Origin of the sequence: Variovorax sp. V118, from assembly GCF_041154445.1 — a bacterium.
Lineage (GTDB): Bacteria > Pseudomonadota > Gammaproteobacteria > Burkholderiales > Burkholderiaceae_C > Variovorax > Variovorax boronicumulans.
This window is the reverse complement of sequence record NZ_AP028663.1, coordinates 2,819,595-2,840,350: the sequence shown is the minus strand read 5'-3', so window position 1 is coordinate 2,840,350 and position 20,756 is coordinate 2,819,595. Positions and strand designations below refer to the sequence as shown.

The window sequence follows — 20,756 nt, the reverse complement described above, 5'->3', positions numbered from 1 at the left end:
ATGAACACCCCAGTGAATCACCCCGTCGTGACCCCCGAGCGCTGGATCGACGCGCGCAAGTCGTTGCTGGCGCGCGAGAAGGAACTGACCCAGCTGCGTGATCGGATCGCCGAGGAGCGCCGCGCGCTGCCGTGGACGCGCGTCGAGAAGGCCTATGTCTTCGACACGCCCCAGGGCCGCCGCCCGCTCGCCGACCTGTTCGAAGGCCGCCGCCAGCTGCTGGTGCAGCACTTCATGTTCGGCCCCGACTGGGAGCAGGGCTGCCAGAGCTGCTCGTTCATGGCCGACCATTCCGACGGCATGCGCGTGCACCTCGCGCACCGCGACGTCACGCTGGTGGCCGTCTCGCGCGCGCCGCTGGCCCGCATCGAGGCTTTCCGCCGGCGCATGGGCTGGCAGTTCGCCTGGGTCTCGTCGCACGACAACGACTTCAACCACGACTTCGGCGTGAGCTTCACGCCCGACGAAATGGCCAGCGGCGCCGTTGCCTACAACTACGTGAAGCAGCCGTTCCCGAGCGAGGAGGCGCCCGGCGTCAGCGTGTTCTTCAAGGACGACGCCGACGACGTGTTCCACACCTACTCGACCTACGGTCGCGGCGTGGAAGTGATGATGGGCACCTACAACATGCTCGACCTCGTGCCCAAGGGCCGCGGCGAGCACAACCCGTCCTACGCGATGGACTGGATCCGTCACCACGACCGATACGAGCCCGCGCCCGTTGCGGCGGCGGGTGGTTGCTGCCACGCACAGTCCTAAGAGAAACGCGCGACCCGGCGTGTCGATCGGTCCGCACCATGGCAAGCCTCTGGCCTTGGCTGGCGGTGGCGGGAATGGGCGTCCTGCACGGCCTGAACCCCACCACCGGCTGGATGTTCGCCGCCGCCTGGGGCCTGCGCGCGCACGACCGGGCGCAGGCGCTGCGGGCGCTGTGGCCGATCGGTGTCGGGCATGTCGCCTCGGTGGCGCTCGTGGTCGTTGCGGTGGCCTTCGGCCTGTCGATGGACCGGGGCCTGCTGCAGTGGCTGGCCGGCGGGTTGTTCGCGGGGGGCGTGCTCGTTCACCTGTCGGGGCGCCTGCCCGCCATGGCGCGTGCGCCGGCGGGGCATGCGGGACTGGCGCTGTGGTCCTTCATGATGTCCACTGCGCACGGTGCCGGCCTGATGCTGGTGCCGGCACTGATCCCGCTGTGCATGGGCGATGCGGCGAAGGGCGCGATGAGTGGTTCGCTCGTGCGGGCGCTCGCCGCCGTCGCGCTCCACACGGCGGCGATGCTGGCCACCACCGGGCTGATGGCGGTCGGCGTCGGGGCGGGCGTGGGCTGGCTGCGGCGCTTCACACGGCGATCACCTGCGATGCCGCACTGAACGCCCGATGCGCGCAAAGCGCATAAGCAAACGCGAAAACCGGCGTTCCATTCGAGCGGCCTGCGGCGCAACACTCGAAGGCTCTCGACCCCACAGGCCTTCGGATGCCCGGTACCTTCACTTCCCCGCGCAAGCGGCTCGGCTTCTTCAGCCGGCTGCTCGACGATGCCCCCGCCGCCGAGCGCTACCGCCTCGTCACTGCGCAGATCGCCCATGCCGAGGCCTTCGGCTTCGATTCCGCCTGGGTGGCGCAGCACCATTTCCATGAGCACGAGGGCGGCTTGCCGTCGCCCTTAGTCTTCCTCGCCCACGTGGCCTCGCGCACGCGGCGCATCCGCCTGGGCACGGGCATCGTCACGCTGCCGCTGGAGAACGCGGTGCGCACGGCCGAAGACGCGATCGTGCTGGACCTGCTCTCGGGCGGCCGGCTCGAAGTGGGCGTCGGCACGGGCGGCACGCCGGCGTCCTTCGCGGCCTTCGGGCTGGACAGCGACGACCGCGCGGCGCTGTTCGAACGGCAGCTCGCCACGGTGCGCGAGGCCTGGGCCGGCCGGCCGCTGCCCGGCGGCGACACGCTGTACCCGGCGGGTGCGCAACTGCTCGGCCGGCTCTGGCAGGCCACGTTCTCGGTGGGCGGCGGCACGCGCGCGGGCACGGCCGGCGACGGGCTGATGCTCTCGCGCACGCAGCCGCGCACTGCGCAGGCGCCCGATGCATCGCTGGCCGACCTGCAGGACCCGATCATCGACGCCTACCTGGCCGCACTGCCGCCGGGGCGCACGCCGCGCATCGTGGGTTCGCGCAGCGTGTTCGTGGCGGACACCCGCAAGGAGGCGTTGCGCCTGGCCGAGACCGGGCTGCGCCGCGCGGTGGTGCAGGCCGCCGCCACGGGGCAGATCGGCCTGGCCGACCGCGTCCGCGCCGATGCGCCGCTCGACCAGCTGATCGCCGCGTACGACGTGCATGTCGGTTCGCCCGACGACGTGATCGCCTCGCTGCGCGCTGACCGCACGCTCGCGCGCGTGACCGACCTCGTGTGCCAGGTGCATTCGGTCGATCCGCCGCACGCGGCCATCCTGCGTTCCATCGAACTGACCGCCACGGTCGTCGCACCGGCCTTGGGCTGGGCGCGCGACACGGGCGTGCCGGACCTTCAATCGCTTGCGCTTCTCTAGGCTGTTTTTTCTATGAATGCCGTTGTTTCTTCTCCTCCCGTTCCCCAGGCTGTCGACGTGATCGACCAGCTGGTGGGCATCGCGCCCGGCAGCGCGCTCGACCGGCTGCGCGCGCAGCGCGAGCAGGCGCGCACGCAGGCGCAGCAGAGCTACCTGGCGCTGTTCGCGCCGACCGAGCCCGTCGCCGGGCACTTCGAGATCGCAGACCGTTTCGCCATCGCGGCCTTCGTCGCCGGATTGCACGGGCAACCCGACGTGGCGCGCTTCTATGCCGAGGCCTTGGCGGGGCAGAGCGTGGCGAGGGCCATCGAGGCCGAGGTCGCACGCGGTGCTGCGCAAGGGCCGTATGGCCGCTATCCGGAAGGTCCACTCAGCGTGGAAGACGCGGCTGGCCCGGTCTACGCCGTCGAGGCGGCGCAGCGCGCGGTGCTGAGCGAACGGCTGTCGGCCGGCCTTGCGCATGCGCACCTGCTGGTCTTCCACCCGCGCGACGCCAGTCCGGCCGCATTGCAGGCGCTGCTCGATGCGGGATGGCGCACCACGGAGATCGTTACGTTGTCGCAGCTGGTGGCGTTCCTTGCGTTCCAGATCCGCGTCGTCATCGGCCTGCGCGCGCTGGCCACCCCTTCTGCATGAGCGCCCCATGAGCACCGAATCGACCCTGACCCATCCCGGCAACACGCACCCACGCAGCTTCACGCAGGCGCAGCTCGAATGGCTGCCCTGGCTCGAACCGCTGCCCGAAGACGAACTGACCGAGCGCCACTACGCGGGCCTCGTCGACGCGTCGCGCGCCAAGTCGCCGTACTTCCGCCTGCTGGCGCGCGACCCCGACATCCTCGGCGCGCGCACGCGCACCGACAAGGACATCTTCTACAACCCCGACGCCGGCCTGCCACGCGCCGAGCGCGAGCTCTCGGCCGCCGCGGCCTCGCGCTTCAACGGCTGCATCTACTGCGCCTCGGTGCACGCGCGCTTCGCCTCGCATTTCTCGCAGCGCACGGACGACGTGCAGCGCCTGCTCGACGAGGGCGTGCAGGCCGACCTGGGCGCGCGCTGGAATGCGATCGTGCAAGCCTCGGTCGCGCTGTCGGCCACGCCGTCGACCTTCGGGTCTGCGCACGTCGACGCCTTGCGCGCGCAGGGGCTGGACGACTTGGCGATTGCCGACGTCGTGCATGGCGCGGCCTTCTTCAACTGGGCCAACCGCCTGATGCTCTCGCTGGGCGAACCGCAGGCGCCTGCTGCGACGTAGGCCCGCGCGGCCGCGCGCAGATTTGTTGCGGCGGCAAGTGAGCGGGATCACAGTCGGGCGCGCGGCGTGCCCGTGGGTCGGCACGATGACCCGCATGCACACCGACGCTCCTGGGTACGCAACGACACGCCACGGCCGCGCGCCCGCGCCCGGCCCGGCCTTCGGCAATCCTTTCGTCCGCTGCCGATGCGGACTGGCCGGGCTGGAGCGCATCCACCGGCGGTCGTGGATGAAGTTCCTGCCCGGCCTGCGCTTCTATCGCTGCAGCAGTTGCGGCAAGCCGCAACTGGCATCGAAGCGCGCGGTGCGCGACGCGGTCATCGCGCACAGGAGCGAGCAACAGAACCAGCGTTAGCTGGTGTGGTGTCCCGCAAATAACTGGGCATGAAATCGCGCTTTTCACGCCAGGGCGGCGTTGCAAATCCTCGCCAGGACGCTGCTGGCGCTCACGCGTCGTCGTCCGACGTCTTCGCCTGCAACTGCTGCTGGCGTTCGGCAATCGCCATGTCGCGCGCCACGTCGTGGCCGAGCGTGCGCACCGAGAACGACTTGCTCACGCTGCCTTTGCCCGCCGTGTAGGTGATCGCCACCCAGTACCCGGGATGGCCCGCGCGCGGCGTCTTGAACTGCACGCCGCTGACGCCGCTCGTGTTGTTGCGTCGCACGATCTCCGACTTCGAGCGCTTGGGCGGCAGCGCCGCTTCGTCGTCGGGCGGCGGGCGCCGGCGGATGGCTTCTTCGGCGGGGTGCAGCCGCGCGAGGCCGACCATGCGGCCGAGCTGGCGTTGCCGCTCGCCGATGGCATGCGCGCGGGCCGCAGGGCCCCAGTCGGCGAGGTCGAATTCGGCGCGCAGGATTTCCTCGTTGCCGAGGTAGGTCTTGGCCAGCCAGGCCACCGGCTTGCCTTGCGCGGACAAGCGGCTGAAGACGCCGGGCTCGCCCGTCTTGTTGTTGCTGCGCAGGGTCTGCGCGCGGTCCTTGCGCGCGACCGGCGGATGCTCCTTCACGATGGTGTCGCGCCAGGCCTGGGCGCGTCGCAGCGCCTGCTGGGGGCCGCCGTAGCTGGCGTGGCCGAAGAGGCGCGCGTAGCGCACGCCGTTTCGCACGAGCGACACCTCGAAGCCCCACGGGCGGGGAGAAATGCCATACATGTCGACGGGGTTCGGAATTCCTTTGGGCATCGTCGGTGCTGTCCTTGTTGCAGTCAGGGCCGGTGAAGGCGGCGCGTCATGGCGCTTCGGGGCTGTCGCCGTTCCAGGCACAGAGCTCGTCGGAGAGCTCGTGGGCGTCCGGCGGCAGGCTGCCGAAATCGGTCGAGGCGAAGGTCGGCGGCACGTGCACGCCCTGGTCGTCGCGGCGCACCAGCCCGCGGCTTTCCATGTCGCGCATGGTCTTGTTGACGACTTCGCGCGAGAGCCCCGAGTACGACGCGATCACCGCCTGGGTGATGCGCTTGTCGTAGCCGCCCGTGGCGGCCGGCGCCAGCTGCGTCAGCTCGTGCAGCACGCGGCTCACGAGGCTTTCGGACGACAGCGACGAGATGCGGCGCAACTGCCCGCGCACCATGGCGACGCGCTTCATCGCGATCTCCAGCAGGCCCATGGTCACCTCGGGGTACAGCGCGCACAGCCGGCGCACCGCGGCCACCGGCAGGTGGTAGACCGACGAGGGCAGGGCGGCCACGAGCGTCGAGGTGGCCTGGTAGCTGTTCTCGCCCAGCGAGGGGCCGAGGAAGAAATCGCCCCGGCGGATGAAGTCGGTCGTCACGTCCCTGTCGACCGCGCGCAGCAGGCCCGTGGCCACGCAGTAGATGCGGTCGGTGTGCGTGTCCGCCTGCAGCACGATCTCGTTGCGCCGGTAGGAATGCAGCGCGCTGCTGCGAATCAAGGCGGCGCGCTCGTCGGGCGGCACGCTGGCGATCAGGGGATGGAGATACATGGCCAAGGGGGTTGCGAGACCATCGGCGGTTCGTTCTCATGGGCGAATCCACGGGCGGCGGTCAAGGAACAGGACGGTGCGGCGCCCCCGGGGCGACTCGCCATCGGGCGCCCCTTCGCCGGGCCGGGCTGCGACGGGCTGAAGACGGCAAGGCCATCTCAGCCGGGCTGGAGCTGCGCGAACAGCGTGTCGATCCGGGCCCGTTCCTCGGCGCCTCGCAGACAGCGCTCGCGCAGCCACAGGGCATCTCCCTGTCGCGCAATGCGCAGGTCGTACACGTGCTCGATGTCGTCCACCACGACGTCGCTCGCAGGCCGCCCCCTGGCCGTGGGCGCGGGATGCGGTTGTGCGGCCCACAGCGCCAGTTCGATCTCGGCCGGGCTCATCGGCCCGCTGTCGCGCAGGGCGATCCAGTCGGCATGCAGCTGCGGCTGGGCGGCGATGCCCTTCACGAGGATCGGCTCGCGCCCGAGCGCGGCCAGCAGGTCGTCCAGCCGCGCGTGGCGGGTTCGCAGCAGAAAGCAGTCGTCGCGCAGGCAGCTCAGGTCGGTGTCCCCCGACGGCGGGAAGGCCGCGAAGAGCCGGCGCCGGATCTCGCGGCTGACGCCCGCCGCCACCTCCGGGCCGTCGGTGTCGGCCAGTTGCGCCAGGTTGGCGATGAAGACCAGCGCACACACCCGGTCCGCCGGTGGGGGAGACGAAGGCCGCACCACTTCGGCATCGCGGCGCAGCGCTGGCAGGCAGGACGCCAGCGCTGCGCGCCATCGCGTGCCGAAAGGTTCGAGTTCCGTGAAAAACAAGGCAGCCATTTCATCCCCAGTAGAGAGAGTTCCGGTTGACGTTCGATCCGAAGGAATGCTACGAATCGCGCCCTTCTTTGACATTCGCTTTCGCGGCGCGGATGTGTCGCGAGTCACATCCGGATGCAATTGCCCGCCGCGAGCACCGGCTGAAGGGCGAAGCGGGCCCGTCCGACATGCCGAGCGGCGATCGGCAAGGCCTGGAACCGTGGCTTGCGCCGGTGGGCGCGGTGCGTCATCCCCCCGAACACCCGGGCTGTTATCTCTGTTATCGTTTGTAAAAATTATCCGAGGTCCACGCGGACCTGTCAGGAAAAAATCGGGAGTTCCCGTTCGTGACCCGCGGCTTCTGGCGTGGCGCCGGCTGCATGGAGGAAGAGGGGCGTGCCGCATGTCCGACACCGACAGTCGCATCCAGCGCTTTCACACCGGCATGGTGTCGCGCAAAGACGGGTTCGCCTTCTGGGCCGACGAGATCGGCCCGCACGTGGGGCGGCTGGACAGCCCCGAGCGCAGCCACTTCCAGCAGGAACTCACCATCGTCGACACGGCCGGGATGGCCTTCATGCGGGTGCACGGCAGCGGCGCGACCATCGAGCGCACGGGGCCGAGCCAGCTCATGGGTGCCGAGGTCTATCCCTATCACCTGCTGATCAAGCTCGACGGCGGCCTGGCCATCAGCGAGCAGCGCCAGCGCATCGAACTGGCTGCGGGCGACATGGTCCTGATCGATTCCTGGCAGCCGCTGCGCCTGCGCTCGACCGAGGCCACCAACTCATGGACGCTGGGCCTGTCGGAAGCGGTGGTGAACCGCTGGCTGCCGCATGCGGACCAGTCCACCGACCTGCGGCTGGCCGGCGCCAAGGGCTGGGCCGGGATGCTGTCGGGCTACCTGCGGGCGCTGGACGTGGAGCACCTGTGCAGCATCCAGAGCCCCGCGCAGCGCCAGTTGCTCGGTGAGCATCTGATGTCGATGCTGTCGTTCTCGCTGGAACAGAACGGGCTGAGGGCGCAGCCGGGTGCGCTGGGCGAGCGCGTGTCGCCGCGCGACGGCGACCTGCACGCCCGCATGCGCGCCTGGATTCGCGAGCATCACGCCGACACCGAGATCGACGCGCAGAAGCTGGCCGCCAGCTTCAACGTGTCGGTGCGCTACGTGCACAAGGTGTTCGCCAAGGCCGCGCGCGGCATGACCTTTCTCGAAACCCTGCAGAACGACCGGCTCGAGGCCGCGGCCCGCATGCTGCGCAGCCCCGAGGGGGCGCGCAGGTTCGTCGCCCAGGTCGCCTACGACTGCGGCTTTGCGGACCCGGCCTATTTCGGCCTGGTCTTCCGCAAGAAGTACGGCTGCACGCCGCGCACCTTTGCCCTGCAGCAGGGGCAGGCCGCGGCAGACGGCACGTTGCTCGTCAGCTGACCGGCGCGCCGCCGGCCCGGCCGCCCTGGCCGGTGGATGGGTGCATGGCGTGGCCGCCGTGCCCGATCCTCATATTTCTGTTCCCTTCATTCATACCTGTGAACTTTATTTGGGAATAGACTCACTTCCCAAGGAATTGCGCAGGTTGGAAATGCATTCGTAAAAAAATGCGTCTGCCTTCAACAATTCAGAGCAATTTATTCCTGAAGGGTTGAATGATGAAAGTCGATTTCCCCGCCAACGGGGCAAAAATAGAAGTTTGTGACGCCACGGTGTGCAAGGTAATTTTCAATGTTTGAGCAAAACTCCCCGCACATTGCAGTGTTGGACCCCTCTCCCCGAACGCGGTGGCACGCCAGTCGTGCCGTCAAGATGCTGGGTTATACGCCCGTCGCATTTGCGCATGTCGACGAATTGATTGCGCAGGTGGCGCCAAGCGGTAATTTCGAGGCACTGCTGCTTTCAATTCCGTCGGCGCCCGACGACGTGCAAAAACTCGTGGGCCAGGTGCGTGAAACGCTGCGTTATCACACGCCATTGATCATGAGCGCGCGCAAGCGGCAGATCCGCGGGTTGTCGCTGTTGCATGCCGGCCCCGACGACGCCGTGCTGCCGGAGCCGTCGACCTTCGAGGAGATGTACTTCATGCTCGAATTCTTCCTGCGCCAGCGCAATCGGCCGGTGGTGCCGCGCAGCCTCGACTGGCAGGAATTCAGCCTGTTGTCGCCGTTTGACATGGTCGACGTGGCCGGCACCGAGATTCGCCTGACGCCGATCGAATTCGACCTCGCGGCCGAATTCTTCCGCCACATGAACCGGCCGCTGGACCGGGAGCACCTGGAAATGATCGGTTGGCAAAGCGGCGTGGCCGCGGGCTCGCGCACGCTGGACGCCAACGTGTCGAAGCTGCGCCGCAAGCTCGGGTTGTATGTCGACCAGCCGCACGGCCTGTCGCTGCACGCGGTGTGGGGCATGGGCTATCAATTGAGCCAGCTGGGCAAGCGCGAGGCGCCCGGCACCTGGACGTTCCCGGCGGATTTCCGGGTGGCGTCGGCCGCGCCGTCGCAGCTGTCGACCTGAGCGGCGATTCAGCGCGCGGGTGGCTGCTGCTGTTGCGGTTGCGCCAGCACCCAGCGCGCGAGCACCTGCGCGTCGGCCTCCGACACCAGCGACTGGCGCGGCATGATCACGCGGCCCCAGGTGCCGACACTGCCGTTGCGGATCTTCTCGGCCAGGCGCGCTGGCGCGGCCGCATCGTTGCGATAGCGGTCGGCAATCTGCGCGAAGCCCGGCCCGACCTGCTTGTGCACCAGGCCGTGGCAGGCCATGCAGGCGTTCTTGCGGGCCAGGTCGACAGCGGAAAGTTGCGGCTGCTGGGCTGCGGCACCGAAGGATGCGGCAGCGAGTGCGATCGAGAGAAAGTGGGGAGCGGAAAGCCGGGGAATACAGGGCATGGAGGGGAAACCGGGGAGGGGTGAAAACTGTACCTTGCCCAGTCGCAGGCCCCGGATTGCCGCCCGAATGCCCCGTCTGGAGGACGTCTCTCATTCGCGACAAGTCGATTCAAGAGTAACTATATGTATGGTTAAATCCCTCGCAACTACCGCGAAGAGGACGAGGGATTCCCATGAAGCTGCCGCTCAGCATTGCATTGGCCACCGTGGTTCTGGCCGGATGCGCCAGCGCACCGCCGACCGGGCCCGGCCAGGGCACCGGCATGTCGTACGTGCCCATGGTGGCCATGGAAGGCGTGGACAAGGTGCGCTACGACAGCGACGTGGCCGACTGCCGCACCGCCGCCACCCGCATCACCGCGCGCAGCGAATCGGGTGACGCCATGTGGGCCGCGCTCGGCCTGGGCCTGATCACGGTGCACGGCCAGGGCATCGTCGCCGCGGCCTCCTACACCGGCATCAGCGCCGCCGTCATCGACTGGAACACCCGCCCCAGCAGCGCGCTGATCGCCGAGCACCAGCAGATCGCCATCGTCCATTGCATGGCCAAGCGCGGCTACCGCAACCTCGACCCGAACGTGCAGGACACGTTCTACGGCAACACCTTCAACCCCGTGCTCGCGCTCAAGCCGCGCCGCACGGGCATCGACACCTACAACGTCGAGCGCCTGGCCAAGGCCGGCCGCTGCAACGTGCAGCCGCGCGCCGAGCTGACGGCCAAGGGTCCGGGCTACGAGAGCTACAGCGTGCCGTGCACCACCGGCGTGGCCTGGGCCGTGCGCTGCGAGTTCGGCAACTGCCGCGTGCTGGCGCAAACGCCGATGCGCCCCACGGCGCCCGTGCGCCGCTCCTGAGCCGGACCTTCCGGGCTCACTTCACGACCATGCCCTTGAGCGCCGGGTCGGGCGGCGGGGGCTTGAGCTTCATGTCGCGCAGCGTCTTCACGAGCAGCTGCGCGATCATCATGTTGCGGTGCCGCTTGCTGTTGGCCGGAATCACGTGCCACGGCGCATGGTCGCTCGAGGTGGCGGCCAGCGCGTTCTGATAGGCCTTCTGGTAGTCGGCCCACTTGGTGCGCACCTCGAGGTCGCCCATGCTGAACTTCCATTGCTTGCCGGGCGTGTCGATGCGGGCCTGCAGCCGTTCGCGCTGCTCGTCCTTGTCGATGTGCAGCATGCACTTGACGACGACCGTGCCGGTCTCGGTGAGCAGCCGCTCGAAGTCGTTGATCTGCGCATAGCGGCGGCGGGCCTCGTCGCCGTCGATCCAGCCTTCGACCACGGGCACCAGCACGTCCTCGTAGTGGCTGCGGTTCCACACCATGATCTCGCCGGTGCGCGGCACGGCGGCGTGGCAGCGCCAGAGGTAGTCGTGCGCGCGTTCGTCCTCGCTCGGCGCCTTGAAGGCCGTCACCCGCACGCCCAACGGCGAGGTGCGCGAGAACACCCAGCGCACCGTGCCGTCCTTGCCGCTGGTGTCCATGCCCTGCAGCACCAGCAGCACCTTGCGCCGGCCTTCGGCGTGCAGCACGTCCTGCAGTTCGTCGAGCTCGACGGCCAGGGTGTCGAGCTCGGCGCGCTGGGCCGACTCGTCACCCGTGAGAAAGGGCGAATCGTCGGGGTCGATGCGCGAGAGCTTGAACTTGCTGCCGACGCGGTACTTCTTGAACTTGGACATCTGCGGGCGCTCCGTCAAAAAAGAAACGAAGCCCGCAGGGTACGCGAATCAGCGCTGCGGCCGGCCGCGTGGAGGCGGGTGGTCGTCGTCGCCGTTGCTTTCGTCGATCGACGCGCTCCAGCGGTTGTCCCATTCGGCCTGGTGGCGCACGCCGTCGATCTCGCGCCGGTCGCGCTTGGTCGGGCGGCCCTGCTCGATGGCCAGGGCCGGCTCGCTGCCCATGCGGCGCTGCTCGCGGAAGGCGGCCTGCGCCGCCAGGCTCTCGGGCGTTTCCTCGTACAGCTGCTGCGCCACGGGCGCCGGGCCGCGCTGCCCGCTGAGGCCGCGCACGGTCACGGTCCGCGTGAGCGGGCCCAGGCGCATCGCGACGGTGTCGCCGGCCTTGACCTCGCGCGAGGCCTTGGCGACCTCGCCGTTCACCTGGATGCGGTTCTTGCCGATTTCGTCCGCGGCCAGCGAGCGGGTCTTGAAGAAGCGGGCGGCCCAGAGCCACTTGTCGATGCGCAGACGGTCCATGAAGGTCGGAAAAGAAAGGTCAGCCATTGTGGCGCGACAGCGGCAGCCGCACCACGGCGTCGAGCCCGGTCACGCGGTCGGTGCCGCCGGGGTTGGGTACCGTGCGGTTGTCCAGGCTGATGCGTCCACCCAGGGCCAGAACGATCTCGCGGCAGATCGCCAGGCCCAGGCCCGAGCCGCTCGCGGTGTTGCCCGCCGAGAACGGCGCGAACAGGCGCTGGCGCAGCTCGGCGGAAATGCCCGGGCCGTCGTCGCGCACGGTGAGCACGGCTTCGTCGCCCTCGGCATGCACGCGCACCGAGAGCGGCGCGCCCGCGGGGCTGTGCTTGATGGCGTTGTGCAGCAGGTTGCGCGTGAGCTCCTGCAGCATCCACTGATGCGCGCGCATGGTCACGGCGTCGTCGGCGGCCAGTTCGAAATCGAGCGCCTTGTCGGCCACCAGCGGCGACAGGTCGAGCGCGATGTGGCGCACCACGTCGCCCAGGTCGAGCAGCGCCGACTCGGGCTGCTGGCGCAGCTGCTCCACCTTGGCCAGCGACAGCATCTGGTTGGCCAGCGTGGTGGCGCGCTCGACGGTCTGGCTGATTTCGACCAGCGCCTGCTCGGGCGCCACGTCGCCGCGGCGCGCCGACTGCACCTGCGCCTTCAGCACCGCCAGCGGCGTGCGCAGCTGGTGGGCGCTGTCGCGCACGAAGCGCTTCTGGTGGTCGAGCAGGCGCTGCAGCCGGCCCATGACTTCGGTGGTGGCGTCGATGAGCGGGCGCAGCTCGGCCGGGGCGCCGGGCGCGTCGATGGGCGAGAGGTCGTCTTCGGGGCGCCGCTCGATGGCTTCGCCGAGCTCGCGCACCGGCCGCGTGGCGCGCTGCACCACGACCACGGTGACCAGCGCGATCACGCCCATCAGCAGCAGCTGGCGCCAGAGCATGTCGAGCAGCAGCTTGCGCACGAGTGTTTCGCGCAGCTCCAGCGTCTCGGCCACCTGCACCACGGCCATGCCGCGGCCGCGCGCGCTGGCCACCGGCTGCAGCATCACGGCGACACGCACCGGCTGGCCGCGGAACTCGGCGTCGTAGAAATCGACCAGCGCCGCATACGCCCCGCGGTCGGGGATGCGCCCGCGCCAGAAGGGCAGCTCGGCGAAACCCGAGACCATCTCGCCGTCGAGCGCCGACACGCGGTAGAACAGCCGGCTGCGGTTGTCGGCCTCGAAAGCCTCGAGCGCGGAGTAGGGCACGATCGCGCGCAGTCGCGCCATGTCGTCGTAGCCTTCCACGTCGAGCTGCTCGCCGATGGTCTTGGCCGAGGCCAGCAGCGTGCGGTCGTAGGCGGTGGTGGCGGCCGCCAGGCTCTGGCGGTACAGGCTCACGCTGTTGATCACGACGAACACGGCCACCGGCACCAGGATGCCGAGCAGGAGCCGCGCGCGCAGGGACGACATCGTGCGCCGCAGGGCCGCCCTCAAGTCTCGGCCCGCAAGAGATAGCCCAGGCCGCGCATCGTCATCAGCACGGTGCCGGTGCCCACCAGCTTCTTGCGCAGGCGGTACACGACCACCTCGATGGCCTCGTACTGCACTTCGGATTCGCCCGGGAACACCAGCTCGAACAGGCGCTCCTTGGTGACCGCGTGGCCGGGTTTCATCATCAGCGCCTTGAGCAGCGCGAGCTCGCGCGGCGTGAGCTCGAGCAGTTCCGAGCGGTGGTAGACGGCGCCGTTGTCGGGCTCGAAGCGCAGGCTGCCGACCTCCAGCGGGTTCAGCGTCGGGTCGGGCCCCGCGCTCAGGCTGCGCCGGCGCAGCGCGCGGATGCGGGCCTCGAGCTCGTCCAGGTCGAAGGGCTTGGGCAGATAGTCGTCCGCGCCGGCGTTCAGGCCCATGATGCGGTCGCCCACCGTGCCGCGCGCGGTCAGCAGCAGCACCGGCGTGCGCAGCCCCTCGGCGCGTGCCTGGGCCAGCACCTGCAAGCCGTCCACGTGCGGCAGGCTCAGGTCGAGCGCGACCACGTCGGGCTCGACGGCGCGCCACTGCGCGATCGCCTGCGCGCCGTCGCCGCAGATGCGCACGTCGATGCGGCGGCGCCCGAGGGTGCGCTGCAGGGTGATTTGCATCGAGGGGTCGTCTTCGACGAGCAGCAGCTTCATACGGGCAGGGGTCGGTACTTCGGTGTTTTCCCCAGTCTGGTGGACAGCCAACTGACAGCGGGGCGGCGCATGATAGCGGCTCAGGTCCAAGTCAGGTTCCATCCGTTCCCAAGTTCTCAGGAGACACCAACGATGCGTCGCGATACCTTTTTGAAGTCCCTGGCCGCACTGGCCGCTGCCGGCGCCTTGCCGCTGTCGGCGCGCGCTGCCGCCAACGTCAAGATGATGATCCCGGCCAACCCGGGTGGCGGCTGGGACACCACCGGCCGCGCGCTGGGCAAGGCCCTGACCGACGCCAAGGTGGCCGACACCGTCGCCTACGACAACAAGGGCGGTGCCGCCGGTGCGCTGGGCCTGGCCCAGTTCGTCAACGGCTCCAAGGGCGATGCCAACGCGCTGATGGTCATGGGCTCGGTCATGCTGGGCGGCATCATCACCGGCAAGCCGCCGGTCAACCTGTCGCAGGCCACGCCCATCGCGCGCCTGACCACCGAATACAACGTGTTCGTGCTGCCGTCGAATTCGCCCTTCAAGACCATGAAGGACGTGGTCGAGCAGCTCAAGAAGGACCCGGGCAGCGTCAAGTGGGGCGGCGGTTCGCGCGGCTCCACCGAGCACATCGCCGCGGCCATGATCGCGCAGAAGGTCGGCGCCGATCCGTCCAAGATCAACTACGTGGCCTTCCGCGGAGGCGGTGAAGCCACCGCCGCCATCCTGGGCGGCAACGTCACCATCGGCGGCAGCGGCTACAGCGAGTTCGCCGAGTACATCGCCGCCGGCAAGATGAAACCCATTGCTGTCACCTCCGCCCAGCGCCTGCCGGGCATCAATGTGCCGACCCTGAAGGAACAGGGCATCGACGTCGAGATCGGCAACTGGCGCGGCGTGTACGGCGCGCCCGGCATCTCGGCCGAGCAGCGCAAGGCCCTGACCGACATGGTGCTGGCCGCGCTCAAGAGCCCGTCGTGGGCCGAGTCGCTCAAGAAGAACGACTGGACGCCGGCCGTGCTGTCGGGCGATGCCTTCGCCAAGTTCGTCGACGACGACTTCGCCAGCCTGCGCGCCATCATGGCCAAGTCCGGCATGGTCTGAGTTTGAGTCGCCCCCAGGCTGCGCGCACTTCGTGTCGCGCACGCCTTCCCCCTTCCGGGGGCAACACCTGCGGCCTGGCAGAGCCAGTTCCGCGGTGTTTCTGGAAGGAGGCAATTCTTTTTCCCCACGACTGCGGGAGCAAAAAATGACAACTCCAGAATCCTCGGTCTCACATTCCGCTGAGGCCACCTCCGGCGCGGCCCGCTGGCCGCAATACGTCGTCGGTCTCGGCGTGCTGCTGACCGGCGCCGCGCTGGCCTTCGGCGCCATCGGCATTTCTTCCGAAGCCGGCTACGGCGGCGTCGGCCCCAACTTCCTGCCCTGGATGGTCTCGATCGTCCTGATGGTCTGCGGCGCGTGGATCACCTGGGAAGCGTTCAGCGGGGGCTTTCGCGAGCTCGACGCGCCCTCCGGCGCCGACACCGCCTACTGGCCCGGCTTCATCTGGGTGGCGGCGGGCCTGCTGCTCAATGCGGCGCTCATCACCAGCATCGGCTTCATCCTGAGCTGCGCGCTGTGCTACCTGCTGGCCGTGCAGGGCCTGCGCCGCGCCGCCGGACAGGCCAAGGTCAATGCGCCGGCCACCTGGGTCACCGACTTGGTGACGGGCCTGGCGATCTCGGCCCCGGTCTTCTGGATGTTCACCAAGTTCCTGGCCATCAGCCTGCCGGGTCTCACCAGCACCGGCTGGATCTGAGCGGAGCCACGCCAAATGGATATCTTCAACGCACTGATGACCGGCTTCGCGGCCGCGATCACCCCCATCAACCTGCTGTGGTGCCTCATCGGCTGTGCCCTGGGCACGGCGGTGGGCGTGCTGCCCGGCATCGGCCCCGCCGTGGCGGTGGCCATGCTGCTGCCGATCACCGGCAAGGTCGACATCACGGCCTCGATGATCTTCTTCTCGGGCATCTACTACGGCGCCATGTACGGCGGTTCGACCACCTCGATCCTGCTGAACACGCCCGGTGAAACCGCCAGCATGGTCACGGCGATGGAGGGCAACAAGATGGCCAAGAGCGGCCGCGCGGGCGCCGCGCTCGCCACCGCGGCCATCGGCTCCTTCGTGGCCGGCACCATCGCCACCGTGGTCGTCACGCTGTTCGCGCCCTTCGTGGCCGACTACGCCGTGCGCCTGGCGGCACCCGAGTACTTCCTGCTGATGCTGCTGGCCTTCACCACCGTGAGCGCGGTGCTCGGCAAGAGCACGCTGCGCGGCATGACGGCGCTGTTCGTCGGCCTGGCCATCGGCTGCGTGGGCCTGGACCAGATCACCGGCCAGGGCCGCTACACCGGCAACATGCCCGAGCTGCTCGACGGCATCGAGATCGTGCTGGTGGCGGTGGGCCTCTTTGCGGTGGCCGAAGTGCTGTACGCCGTGCTGTACGAAGGCCGCGTGGTCGAGGGCCAGAACAAGCTGACCCGCGTGCACATGACCTCGCGCGACTGGAAGCGTTCCATTCCCGCCTGGCTGCGCGGCGCGGCCATCGGCACGCCCTTCGGCTGCATTCCGGCCGGCGGCACCGAGATCCCGACCTTCCTGAGCTACGCCACCGAGAAGAAGCTCGCGAAAGACCCGCAGAACAAGGCCGAGTTCGGCACCACCGGCGCCATCGAAGGCGTGGCCGGCCCCGAGGCCGCCAACAACGCCACCGTGACCGCCGCGCTGATCCCGCTGCTCACGCTGGGCATTCCCACGTCGAACACCACGGCCATCATGCTGGGCGCGTTCCAGAACTACGGCATCCAGCCGGGCCCGCAGCTCTTTACCACCTCGGCCGCGCTGGTCTGGGCGCTGATCGCCTCGCTGTACATCGGCAATCTGATGCTGCTGGTGCTGAACCTGCCGATGGTCGGCCTGTGGGTCAAGCTGCTCAAGATTCCGAAGCCGCAGCTGTACGCCGGCATCCTGATCTTCGCGACCGTGGGTGCGTACGGCATGCGCCAGAACACCTTCGACCTGTTCCTGCTGTTCGGCATTGGCCTGCTGGGTGTGGTGATGCGGCGCTTCGATTTCCCGACCGCTCCCGTGGTGGTCGGCATGATCCTCGGCCCGCTCGCCGAAGCCAACCTGCGCAACGCGATTGCCATGGGGCAGGGCAGCCCGATCGTGTTCTTCCAGCGCCCCGAGTCGATCGTGGTGATCATCGCCATCGTCGCCGTGCTGGTGCTGCCGCGCCTGGCCAAGCGCATGAGCGAACGCAAGCTGAAGCGGCTGGCGCAGCTGGACGCCTGACGCGACCGACTTTCTTTTTCGGTTCACATGCCGCGGGCGATTGGCGCCCGCGGCATTTTTTTTTGAATGCGCCTGCGGCGCCAAGGGGCTTGACTGCGCAGTCATCACCGCGCCGCCGCATGTCCCCAGAATGGCGGCTTCGTTCGGGGTACCGCTTGCATCGCCCGCATTCCATGCCCGGTACGGCAGGGGTGTGACGAGGTATTCCCATGAAGAGTCCACAGACTCTGGCCTGGCTGCTGCTTGCGGCCAGCGTGGCGGCGGAAGTCGCCGGCACCATCGCCCTTCGCCATGCCGAAGGTTTCACCCGCCTGTTGCCATCGCTGCTCACCGCCGCCTGCTACGCCGGCGCGATCTGGCTCATGTCGCTCGCGGTGCGCGTACTGGATGTGGGGCTGGGCTACGCGGTCTGGGCCGGTGCCGGCACCGCGCTGATCGCGGTCGCCGGCATGGTCTGGTTCGGTGAGGCGGTCACGCTGACCCGCATGGTCGGCCTGCTGGCCATCGTGGCGGGCGTGGTGGTGCTGAACATCGAGGCGCGGTAGCGGGGCCACCGCTGCCCGCGCTCGGAGGTCTCAGCGCTGCGGCGCCTCGACCAGGTCGTCGTCGATGTGCGGATCGGCCGGCTGCCCGCGCACCTTGCGCACGGTGCGGCGAATCCAGTGCTCGATGTCGTCCACGTAGGTGAACACGGCCGGCACCACCAGCAAACTCAGCACCGTGGAGGTGATCAGCCCGCCGATCACCGCCATCGCCATCGGCGAGCGGAAGCTCGAGTCGGCGGTGCCGAAGCCCACGGCAATGGGCAGCATGCCGGCGCCCATGGCGAGCGTGGTCATGATGATGGGCCGCGCGCGCTTGTGGCAGGCGTCGCGCAGCGCGTCCCAGCGGCTCATGCCGTGGTCGCGGCGCGCCACGATGGCGTACTCCACCAGCAGGATCGAGTTCTTCGTGGCAATGCCCATCAGCATGATCAGGCCGATCAGCGAAGGCATCGACAGCGCCTTCTGCCCGATCAAGAGGCCCACGAAGGCCCCACCCAGTGCGAGCGGCAGCGCGCACAGGATGGTCACCGGGTGCAGGAAGTCCTTGAACAGCAGCACCAGCACGATGTAGATGCACAGCACGCCCGTGAGCATGGCCAGGCCGAAGCTGGCGAACAGCTCGGTCATCACTTCGGCGTCGCCCACCTCGGCGATGCGCACGCCCGGCGGCAACTTCTGGATCGAGGGCAGGGCCTCGACGGCCGTCTTGGCGTCGCCCAGGCCCACGCCCGACAGCTCGATCTCGAAGTTGACGTTGCGCGAGCGGTCGTAGCGGTCGATGACGGCCGGGCCGCCTTCCATCGTGAGCGAGGCCACCTGGCTCAGCATGACGGGGCCGCGCGCGCCCGGCACCGACAGGCGCCCGATCAGGTCGAGGTCTTGTCGCGCCGAGTCTTCGAGCTTCACCACGATCGGCACCTGCCGCTGCGCGAGGTTGAGCTTGGCCAGCGCCTGGTCGTAGTCGCCCAGCGTGGCCACGCGCAGCGTCTCGGCGATGGCCGAGCTGGTCACGCCCAGGTCGGCGGCGCGCGCGAAGTCGGGGCGCACGGCGATCTCGGGGCGGATCAGGCTCGCGGTCGAGGTGATGTTGCCCAGGCCGGGAATGGTGCGCAGGTCTTTCTCGACCGCGCCGGCGGCGGCCGACAGCGCCACCGGGTCTTCGCCCGTGAGCACCAGGATGTACTTCTCGCCCGAGCCGCCCAGGCCCACGGTGCTGCGCACGCCGGGCAGGGTTTCGAGCGCGGTGCGGATCTCTTTCTCGATCACCTGCTTGCGCGGCCGGTCGCCGCGCGGGTCGAGCTGGATCGTCAGCGTGGCCTTGCGCGTCTCGGGCGTGCCGAAGTTCGCGAACGGGTCGCCGCCCGCGCTGCCGCCCGCCACCGTGGTGTAGACGCTCTTCACGTGGTTGATCTTCATCACGCGGCGGCGCGTTTCCTCGGCCGCGGCCGTGGTCTGCGCCAGCGTGGAGCCCGGCGGCAGCGACAGGTAGACCTGCGTCTGCGAGTTGTCGTCGGCCGGGATGAAGCCGGTCTTGAGCAGCGGGATCATCGCCAGCGAGCCGAAGAAGAAGAGGGTGGCCATCACCATCGTCTTGAAGCGGTGGTGTGTGCTCCACTCCACGGCGCGCATGTACCAGCGCAGCCAGCCCGGCTCCTTCTCGGCGCCGACGATGGGCTTGAGGATGTAGGCCGCCATCATCGGCGTGAGCACCCGCGCCACCACCAGCGAGGCGAACACCGCGAGCGAGGCGGTCCAGCCGAACTGCTTGAAGAACTTGCCGGCCACGCCGCTCATGAAGGCCGTGGGCAGGAACACCGCGATCAGCGTGAAGGTGGTGGCGATCACGGCCAGACCGATTTCGTCCGCCGCCTCCATGGCCGCCTGGTAGGGCGACTTGCCCATGCGCAGGTGGCGCACGATGTTCTCGACCTCCACGATGGCGTCGTCCACCAAGATGCCGACCACCAGCGAGAGCGCGAGCAGCGAGATCACGTTGACCGAGAAGCCCAGCAGGTACATGCCGACGAAGGCCGGAATCACCGACATCGGCAGCGCCACGGCCGAGACGAAGGTGGCGCGCCAGTCGCGCAAGAAGAGCCACACCACGATCACCGCGAGGATGGCGCCCTCGTACAGCAGGTGCAGCGAGCCGTCGTACTCTTCTTCCACCGGGTCGACGAAGTTGAAGGCCTCGGTCAGTTCGATGTCGGGGCGCTGCACGCGCAGGTCGGCCAGCGCCTTTTGAGTGGCGCGGCCCACTTCGACCTCGCTGGCACCGCGGCTGCGGGCCACTTCGAAGCCCACCACCGGCTTGCCGTTGAGCAGCGCCGCGGCGCGCGGCTCGGCGATGGTGTCGCTGATGCGCGCCACCTGGTCCAGGCGGATGCGGCGGCCGTCGCTCAGCGCGATCTGCATGTCTGCGAGCTGGTCGGCCGACTGCACGGTGGCCATGGTGCGCACCGGCTGTTCGCTGCCGCCCAGGTCGATGCGCCCGCCCGCGCTTTCGGTCTGCACCTGGCGCAGCTGGCGCGAGATGTCGGCCGCCGAGGCGCCCAGCGCCTGCAGCTTGGCCGGGTCGAGGTCGATGTGCACCTGGCGCGTGACGCCGCCCACGCGGTTCACCGCGCCCACGCCGGGCAGCGCGAGCAGCTTCTTGGTGATGTCGTTGTCGACGAACCAGCTCAGCGCCTCGTTGTCCATGCGCGACGAGGCGATGGTGAAGGCCAGCACCGGCTGGGCCGCGAAGTCGAGCTTGGTGACGACCGGGTCGCGCACGTCGGCGGGCAGGTCGGCGCGCACCTTCTGCACGGCCGAGCGCACGTCGTCCACGGCCTCCTGCACGGGCTTCTCGAGGCGGAACTCGACGATCAGCGTGGCGGCGCCGTCCTGCACCTTGGTCGTGATGTGCTTCAGGCCCTGGATGGTGGCGATGGAGTTCTCGAGCTTGCGCGCGACGTCGGTCTCCAATTGAGAGGGCGCGGCGCCCGGCAGCGAGGCCGAGACGGTGACGGTCGGCAGGTCGATGTCCGGGAAGTTCTGCACCTTCATGGCGTTGAACGACAGCAGCCCCCCGAAGGTGAGCAGCACGAACAGCATCACCGCCGGAATGGGGTTGCGTATGGACCAGGCGGAAACGTTCATGGCG

General features: G+C 69.0%; 22 protein-coding genes. 13 read left to right on the top strand and 9 right to left on the bottom strand.

Annotated elements, in window-relative coordinates; translation table 11 throughout:
• The 6 genes from ACAM52_RS13190 to ACAM52_RS13165 all read left to right on the top strand — a co-directional run bounded on the left by ACAM52_RS13190 (nucleotide 1) and on the right by ACAM52_RS13165 (nucleotide 4,152).
• Entirely contained in the window at nucleotides 1-759 is a 759-nt protein-coding gene (locus tag ACAM52_RS13190) for a thioredoxin family protein (RefSeq protein WP_354343466.1), read from the top strand.
• A 38-nt stretch (nucleotides 760-797) separates the two neighbouring features.
• On the top strand, nucleotides 798-1,367 hold the full coding sequence (locus ACAM52_RS13185) for a hypothetical protein (protein ID WP_369647260.1): 570 nt from the start codon (nucleotides 798-800) through the stop codon (nucleotides 1,365-1,367).
• Nucleotides 1,368-1,471: 104 nt separating this feature from the next.
• Nucleotides 1,472-2,542, top strand: a complete 1,071-nt coding sequence (locus ACAM52_RS13180) for a putative FMN-dependent luciferase-like monooxygenase (protein WP_369647259.1) — start codon at nucleotides 1,472-1,474, stop codon at nucleotides 2,540-2,542.
• A 12-nt stretch (nucleotides 2,543-2,554) separates the two neighbouring features.
• Nucleotides 2,555-3,178, top strand: a complete 624-nt coding sequence (locus ACAM52_RS13175; protein ID WP_369647258.1) for a CMD domain protein — start codon at nucleotides 2,555-2,557, stop codon at nucleotides 3,176-3,178.
• 7 nt (nucleotides 3,179-3,185) lie between these two features.
• Nucleotides 3,186-3,797: an alkylhydroperoxidase domain protein gene (locus tag ACAM52_RS13170; RefSeq protein WP_369647257.1), complete on the top strand. Its 612-nt coding sequence runs from the start codon at nucleotides 3,186-3,188 to the stop codon at nucleotides 3,795-3,797.
• A gap of 94 nt (nucleotides 3,798-3,891) precedes the next feature.
• A complete protein-coding gene (locus tag ACAM52_RS13165) occupies nucleotides 3,892-4,152 on the top strand; it encodes a hypothetical protein (RefSeq protein WP_369647256.1) in 261 nt (86 codons plus the stop codon).
• Nucleotides 4,153-4,243: 91 nt separating this feature from the next.
• On the opposite strand, the gene ACAM52_RS13160 is transcribed toward ACAM52_RS13165, so the two are convergent.
• From ACAM52_RS13160 to ACAM52_RS13150, 3 genes are all read right to left on the bottom strand, one after another.
• Nucleotides 4,244-4,978 carry an AP2 domain-containing protein gene (locus ACAM52_RS13160; protein ID WP_369647255.1) on the bottom strand — a complete coding sequence of 245 codons (735 nt, stop codon included), beginning with the start codon at nucleotides 4,976-4,978 and terminating at the stop codon, nucleotides 4,244-4,246.
• A 46-nt stretch (nucleotides 4,979-5,024) separates the two neighbouring features.
• A complete protein-coding gene (locus ACAM52_RS13155) occupies nucleotides 5,025-5,735 on the bottom strand; it encodes a Crp/Fnr family transcriptional regulator (protein WP_095745057.1) in 711 nt (236 codons plus the stop codon).
• Between the two features lie 158 nt (nucleotides 5,736-5,893).
• Nucleotides 5,894-6,544, bottom strand: a complete 651-nt coding sequence (locus ACAM52_RS13150) for a hypothetical protein (protein ID WP_369647254.1) — start codon at nucleotides 6,542-6,544, stop codon at nucleotides 5,894-5,896.
• A 382-nt stretch (nucleotides 6,545-6,926) separates the two neighbouring features.
• Here ACAM52_RS13150 and ACAM52_RS13145 point away from each other — a divergent pair, with 382 nt between their 5' ends.
• Together ACAM52_RS13145 and ACAM52_RS13140 are read left to right on the top strand one after the other, a co-directional pair.
• The gene (locus tag ACAM52_RS13145; RefSeq protein WP_062481146.1) at nucleotides 6,927-7,952 is read left to right on the top strand and encodes an AraC family transcriptional regulator; all 1,026 of its coding nucleotides are present in this window, start codon (nucleotides 6,927-6,929) and stop codon (nucleotides 7,950-7,952) included.
• A gap of 291 nt (nucleotides 7,953-8,243) precedes the next feature.
• Nucleotides 8,244-9,032, top strand: a complete 789-nt coding sequence (locus tag ACAM52_RS13140) for a winged helix-turn-helix domain-containing protein (RefSeq protein ID WP_354343483.1) — start codon at nucleotides 8,244-8,246, stop codon at nucleotides 9,030-9,032.
• A gap of 8 nt (nucleotides 9,033-9,040) precedes the next feature.
• Here ACAM52_RS13140 and ACAM52_RS13135 read toward each other — a convergent pair whose 3' ends face one another.
• Complete coding sequence (locus tag ACAM52_RS13135) at nucleotides 9,041-9,406, bottom strand: c-type cytochrome (RefSeq protein ID WP_369647253.1); 366 nt, start codon at nucleotides 9,404-9,406, stop codon at nucleotides 9,041-9,043.
• Between the two features lie 173 nt (nucleotides 9,407-9,579).
• Between ACAM52_RS13135 and ACAM52_RS13130 the strand changes: the two genes are divergently transcribed.
• Complete coding sequence (locus tag ACAM52_RS13130; RefSeq protein WP_369647252.1) at nucleotides 9,580-10,260, top strand: hypothetical protein; 681 nt, start codon at nucleotides 9,580-9,582, stop codon at nucleotides 10,258-10,260.
• A gap of 16 nt (nucleotides 10,261-10,276) precedes the next feature.
• Here ACAM52_RS13130 and ACAM52_RS13125 read toward each other — a convergent pair whose 3' ends face one another.
• From ACAM52_RS13125 to ACAM52_RS13110, 4 genes are read right to left on the bottom strand one after another with little or no spacing between them, the layout of a single operon-like run.
• On the bottom strand, nucleotides 10,277-11,083 hold the full coding sequence (locus ACAM52_RS13125) for a PPK2 family polyphosphate kinase (RefSeq protein ID WP_369647251.1): 807 nt from the start codon (nucleotides 11,081-11,083) through the stop codon (nucleotides 10,277-10,279).
• A 48-nt stretch (nucleotides 11,084-11,131) separates the two neighbouring features.
• Nucleotides 11,132-11,599 carry an RNA-binding S4 domain-containing protein gene (locus tag ACAM52_RS13120; RefSeq protein ID WP_062481157.1) on the bottom strand — a complete coding sequence of 156 codons (468 nt, stop codon included), beginning with the start codon at nucleotides 11,597-11,599 and terminating at the stop codon, nucleotides 11,132-11,134.
• A 19-nt stretch (nucleotides 11,600-11,618) separates the two neighbouring features.
• Complete coding sequence (locus tag ACAM52_RS13115; RefSeq protein WP_369647250.1) at nucleotides 11,619-13,037, bottom strand: sensor histidine kinase; 1,419 nt, start codon at nucleotides 13,035-13,037, stop codon at nucleotides 11,619-11,621.
• A 20-nt stretch (nucleotides 13,038-13,057) separates the two neighbouring features.
• A complete protein-coding gene (locus ACAM52_RS13110; protein ID WP_062481159.1) occupies nucleotides 13,058-13,738 on the bottom strand; it encodes a response regulator transcription factor in 681 nt (226 codons plus the stop codon).
• A gap of 132 nt (nucleotides 13,739-13,870) precedes the next feature.
• On the opposite strand from ACAM52_RS13110, the gene ACAM52_RS13105 reads away from it, so the two are divergent.
• The 4 genes from ACAM52_RS13105 (at nucleotide 13,871) to ACAM52_RS13090 (ending at nucleotide 17,611) form a co-directional block, all read left to right on the top strand.
• On the top strand, nucleotides 13,871-14,830 hold the full coding sequence (locus ACAM52_RS13105; RefSeq protein WP_070060440.1) for a tripartite tricarboxylate transporter substrate binding protein: 960 nt from the start codon (nucleotides 13,871-13,873) through the stop codon (nucleotides 14,828-14,830).
• A 145-nt stretch (nucleotides 14,831-14,975) separates the two neighbouring features.
• On the top strand, nucleotides 14,976-15,527 hold the full coding sequence (locus ACAM52_RS13100) for a tripartite tricarboxylate transporter TctB family protein (RefSeq protein ID WP_062482508.1): 552 nt from the start codon (nucleotides 14,976-14,978) through the stop codon (nucleotides 15,525-15,527).
• A gap of 15 nt (nucleotides 15,528-15,542) precedes the next feature.
• Nucleotides 15,543-17,066, top strand: a complete 1,524-nt coding sequence (locus tag ACAM52_RS13095; protein ID WP_062482511.1) for a tripartite tricarboxylate transporter permease — start codon at nucleotides 15,543-15,545, stop codon at nucleotides 17,064-17,066.
• A 209-nt stretch (nucleotides 17,067-17,275) separates the two neighbouring features.
• On the top strand, nucleotides 17,276-17,611 hold the full coding sequence (locus tag ACAM52_RS13090; RefSeq protein WP_157627510.1) for a multidrug efflux SMR transporter: 336 nt from the start codon (nucleotides 17,276-17,278) through the stop codon (nucleotides 17,609-17,611).
• A 30-nt stretch (nucleotides 17,612-17,641) separates the two neighbouring features.
• Here ACAM52_RS13090 and ACAM52_RS13085 read toward each other — a convergent pair whose 3' ends face one another.
• Entirely contained in the window at nucleotides 17,642-20,752 is a 3,111-nt protein-coding gene (locus tag ACAM52_RS13085) for an efflux RND transporter permease subunit (protein WP_369647249.1), read from the bottom strand.
• Between the last annotated feature and the right edge of the window lie 4 nt (nucleotides 20,753-20,756).

What these genes read in the sequence shown, in the direction of transcription:
- ACAM52_RS13135 (WP_369647253.1), bottom strand. Translation starts at nt 9,406, where the DNA reads ATGCCCTGTATTCCCCGGCTTTCCGCTCCCCACTTTCTCTCGATCGCA.
- ACAM52_RS13180 (WP_369647259.1), top strand. Translation starts at nt 1,472, where the DNA reads ATGCCCGGTACCTTCACTTCCCCGCGCAAGCGGCTCGGCTTCTTCAGC.
- ACAM52_RS13130 (WP_369647252.1), top strand. Translation starts at nt 9,580, where the DNA reads ATGAAGCTGCCGCTCAGCATTGCATTGGCCACCGTGGTTCTGGCCGGA.
- ACAM52_RS13110 (WP_062481159.1), bottom strand. Translation starts at nt 13,738, where the DNA reads ATGAAGCTGCTGCTCGTCGAAGACGACCCCTCGATGCAAATCACCCTG.
- ACAM52_RS13185 (WP_369647260.1), top strand. Translation starts at nt 798, where the DNA reads ATGGCAAGCCTCTGGCCTTGGCTGGCGGTGGCGGGAATGGGCGTCCTG.
- ACAM52_RS13150 (WP_369647254.1), bottom strand. Translation starts at nt 6,544, where the DNA reads ATGGCTGCCTTGTTTTTCACGGAACTCGAACCTTTCGGCACGCGATGG.
- ACAM52_RS13160 (WP_369647255.1), bottom strand. Translation starts at nt 4,978, where the DNA reads ATGCCCAAAGGAATTCCGAACCCCGTCGACATGTATGGCATTTCTCCC.
- ACAM52_RS13095 (WP_062482511.1), top strand. Translation starts at nt 15,543, where the DNA reads ATGGATATCTTCAACGCACTGATGACCGGCTTCGCGGCCGCGATCACC.
- ACAM52_RS13190 (WP_354343466.1), top strand. Translation starts at nt 1, where the DNA reads ATGAACACCCCAGTGAATCACCCCGTCGTGACCCCCGAGCGCTGGATC.
- ACAM52_RS13105 (WP_070060440.1), top strand. Translation starts at nt 13,871, where the DNA reads ATGCGTCGCGATACCTTTTTGAAGTCCCTGGCCGCACTGGCCGCTGCC.
- ACAM52_RS13170 (WP_369647257.1), top strand. Translation starts at nt 3,186, where the DNA reads ATGAGCACCGAATCGACCCTGACCCATCCCGGCAACACGCACCCACGC.
- ACAM52_RS13140 (WP_354343483.1), top strand. Translation starts at nt 8,244, where the DNA reads ATGTTTGAGCAAAACTCCCCGCACATTGCAGTGTTGGACCCCTCTCCC.
- ACAM52_RS13155 (WP_095745057.1), bottom strand. Translation starts at nt 5,735, where the DNA reads ATGTATCTCCATCCCCTGATCGCCAGCGTGCCGCCCGACGAGCGCGCC.
- ACAM52_RS13090 (WP_157627510.1), top strand. Translation starts at nt 17,276, where the DNA reads ATGAAGAGTCCACAGACTCTGGCCTGGCTGCTGCTTGCGGCCAGCGTG.
- ACAM52_RS13120 (WP_062481157.1), bottom strand. Translation starts at nt 11,599, where the DNA reads ATGGACCGTCTGCGCATCGACAAGTGGCTCTGGGCCGCCCGCTTCTTC.
- ACAM52_RS13125 (WP_369647251.1), bottom strand. Translation starts at nt 11,083, where the DNA reads ATGTCCAAGTTCAAGAAGTACCGCGTCGGCAGCAAGTTCAAGCTCTCG.
- ACAM52_RS13115 (WP_369647250.1), bottom strand. Translation starts at nt 13,037, where the DNA reads ATGTCGTCCCTGCGCGCGCGGCTCCTGCTCGGCATCCTGGTGCCGGTG.
- ACAM52_RS13085 (WP_369647249.1), bottom strand. Translation starts at nt 20,752, where the DNA reads ATGAACGTTTCCGCCTGGTCCATACGCAACCCCATTCCGGCGGTGATG.
- ACAM52_RS13100 (WP_062482508.1), top strand. Translation starts at nt 14,976, where the DNA reads ATGACAACTCCAGAATCCTCGGTCTCACATTCCGCTGAGGCCACCTCC.
- ACAM52_RS13145 (WP_062481146.1), top strand. Translation starts at nt 6,927, where the DNA reads ATGTCCGACACCGACAGTCGCATCCAGCGCTTTCACACCGGCATGGTG.
- ACAM52_RS13175 (WP_369647258.1), top strand. Translation starts at nt 2,555, where the DNA reads ATGAATGCCGTTGTTTCTTCTCCTCCCGTTCCCCAGGCTGTCGACGTG.
- ACAM52_RS13165 (WP_369647256.1), top strand. Translation starts at nt 3,892, where the DNA reads ATGCACACCGACGCTCCTGGGTACGCAACGACACGCCACGGCCGCGCG.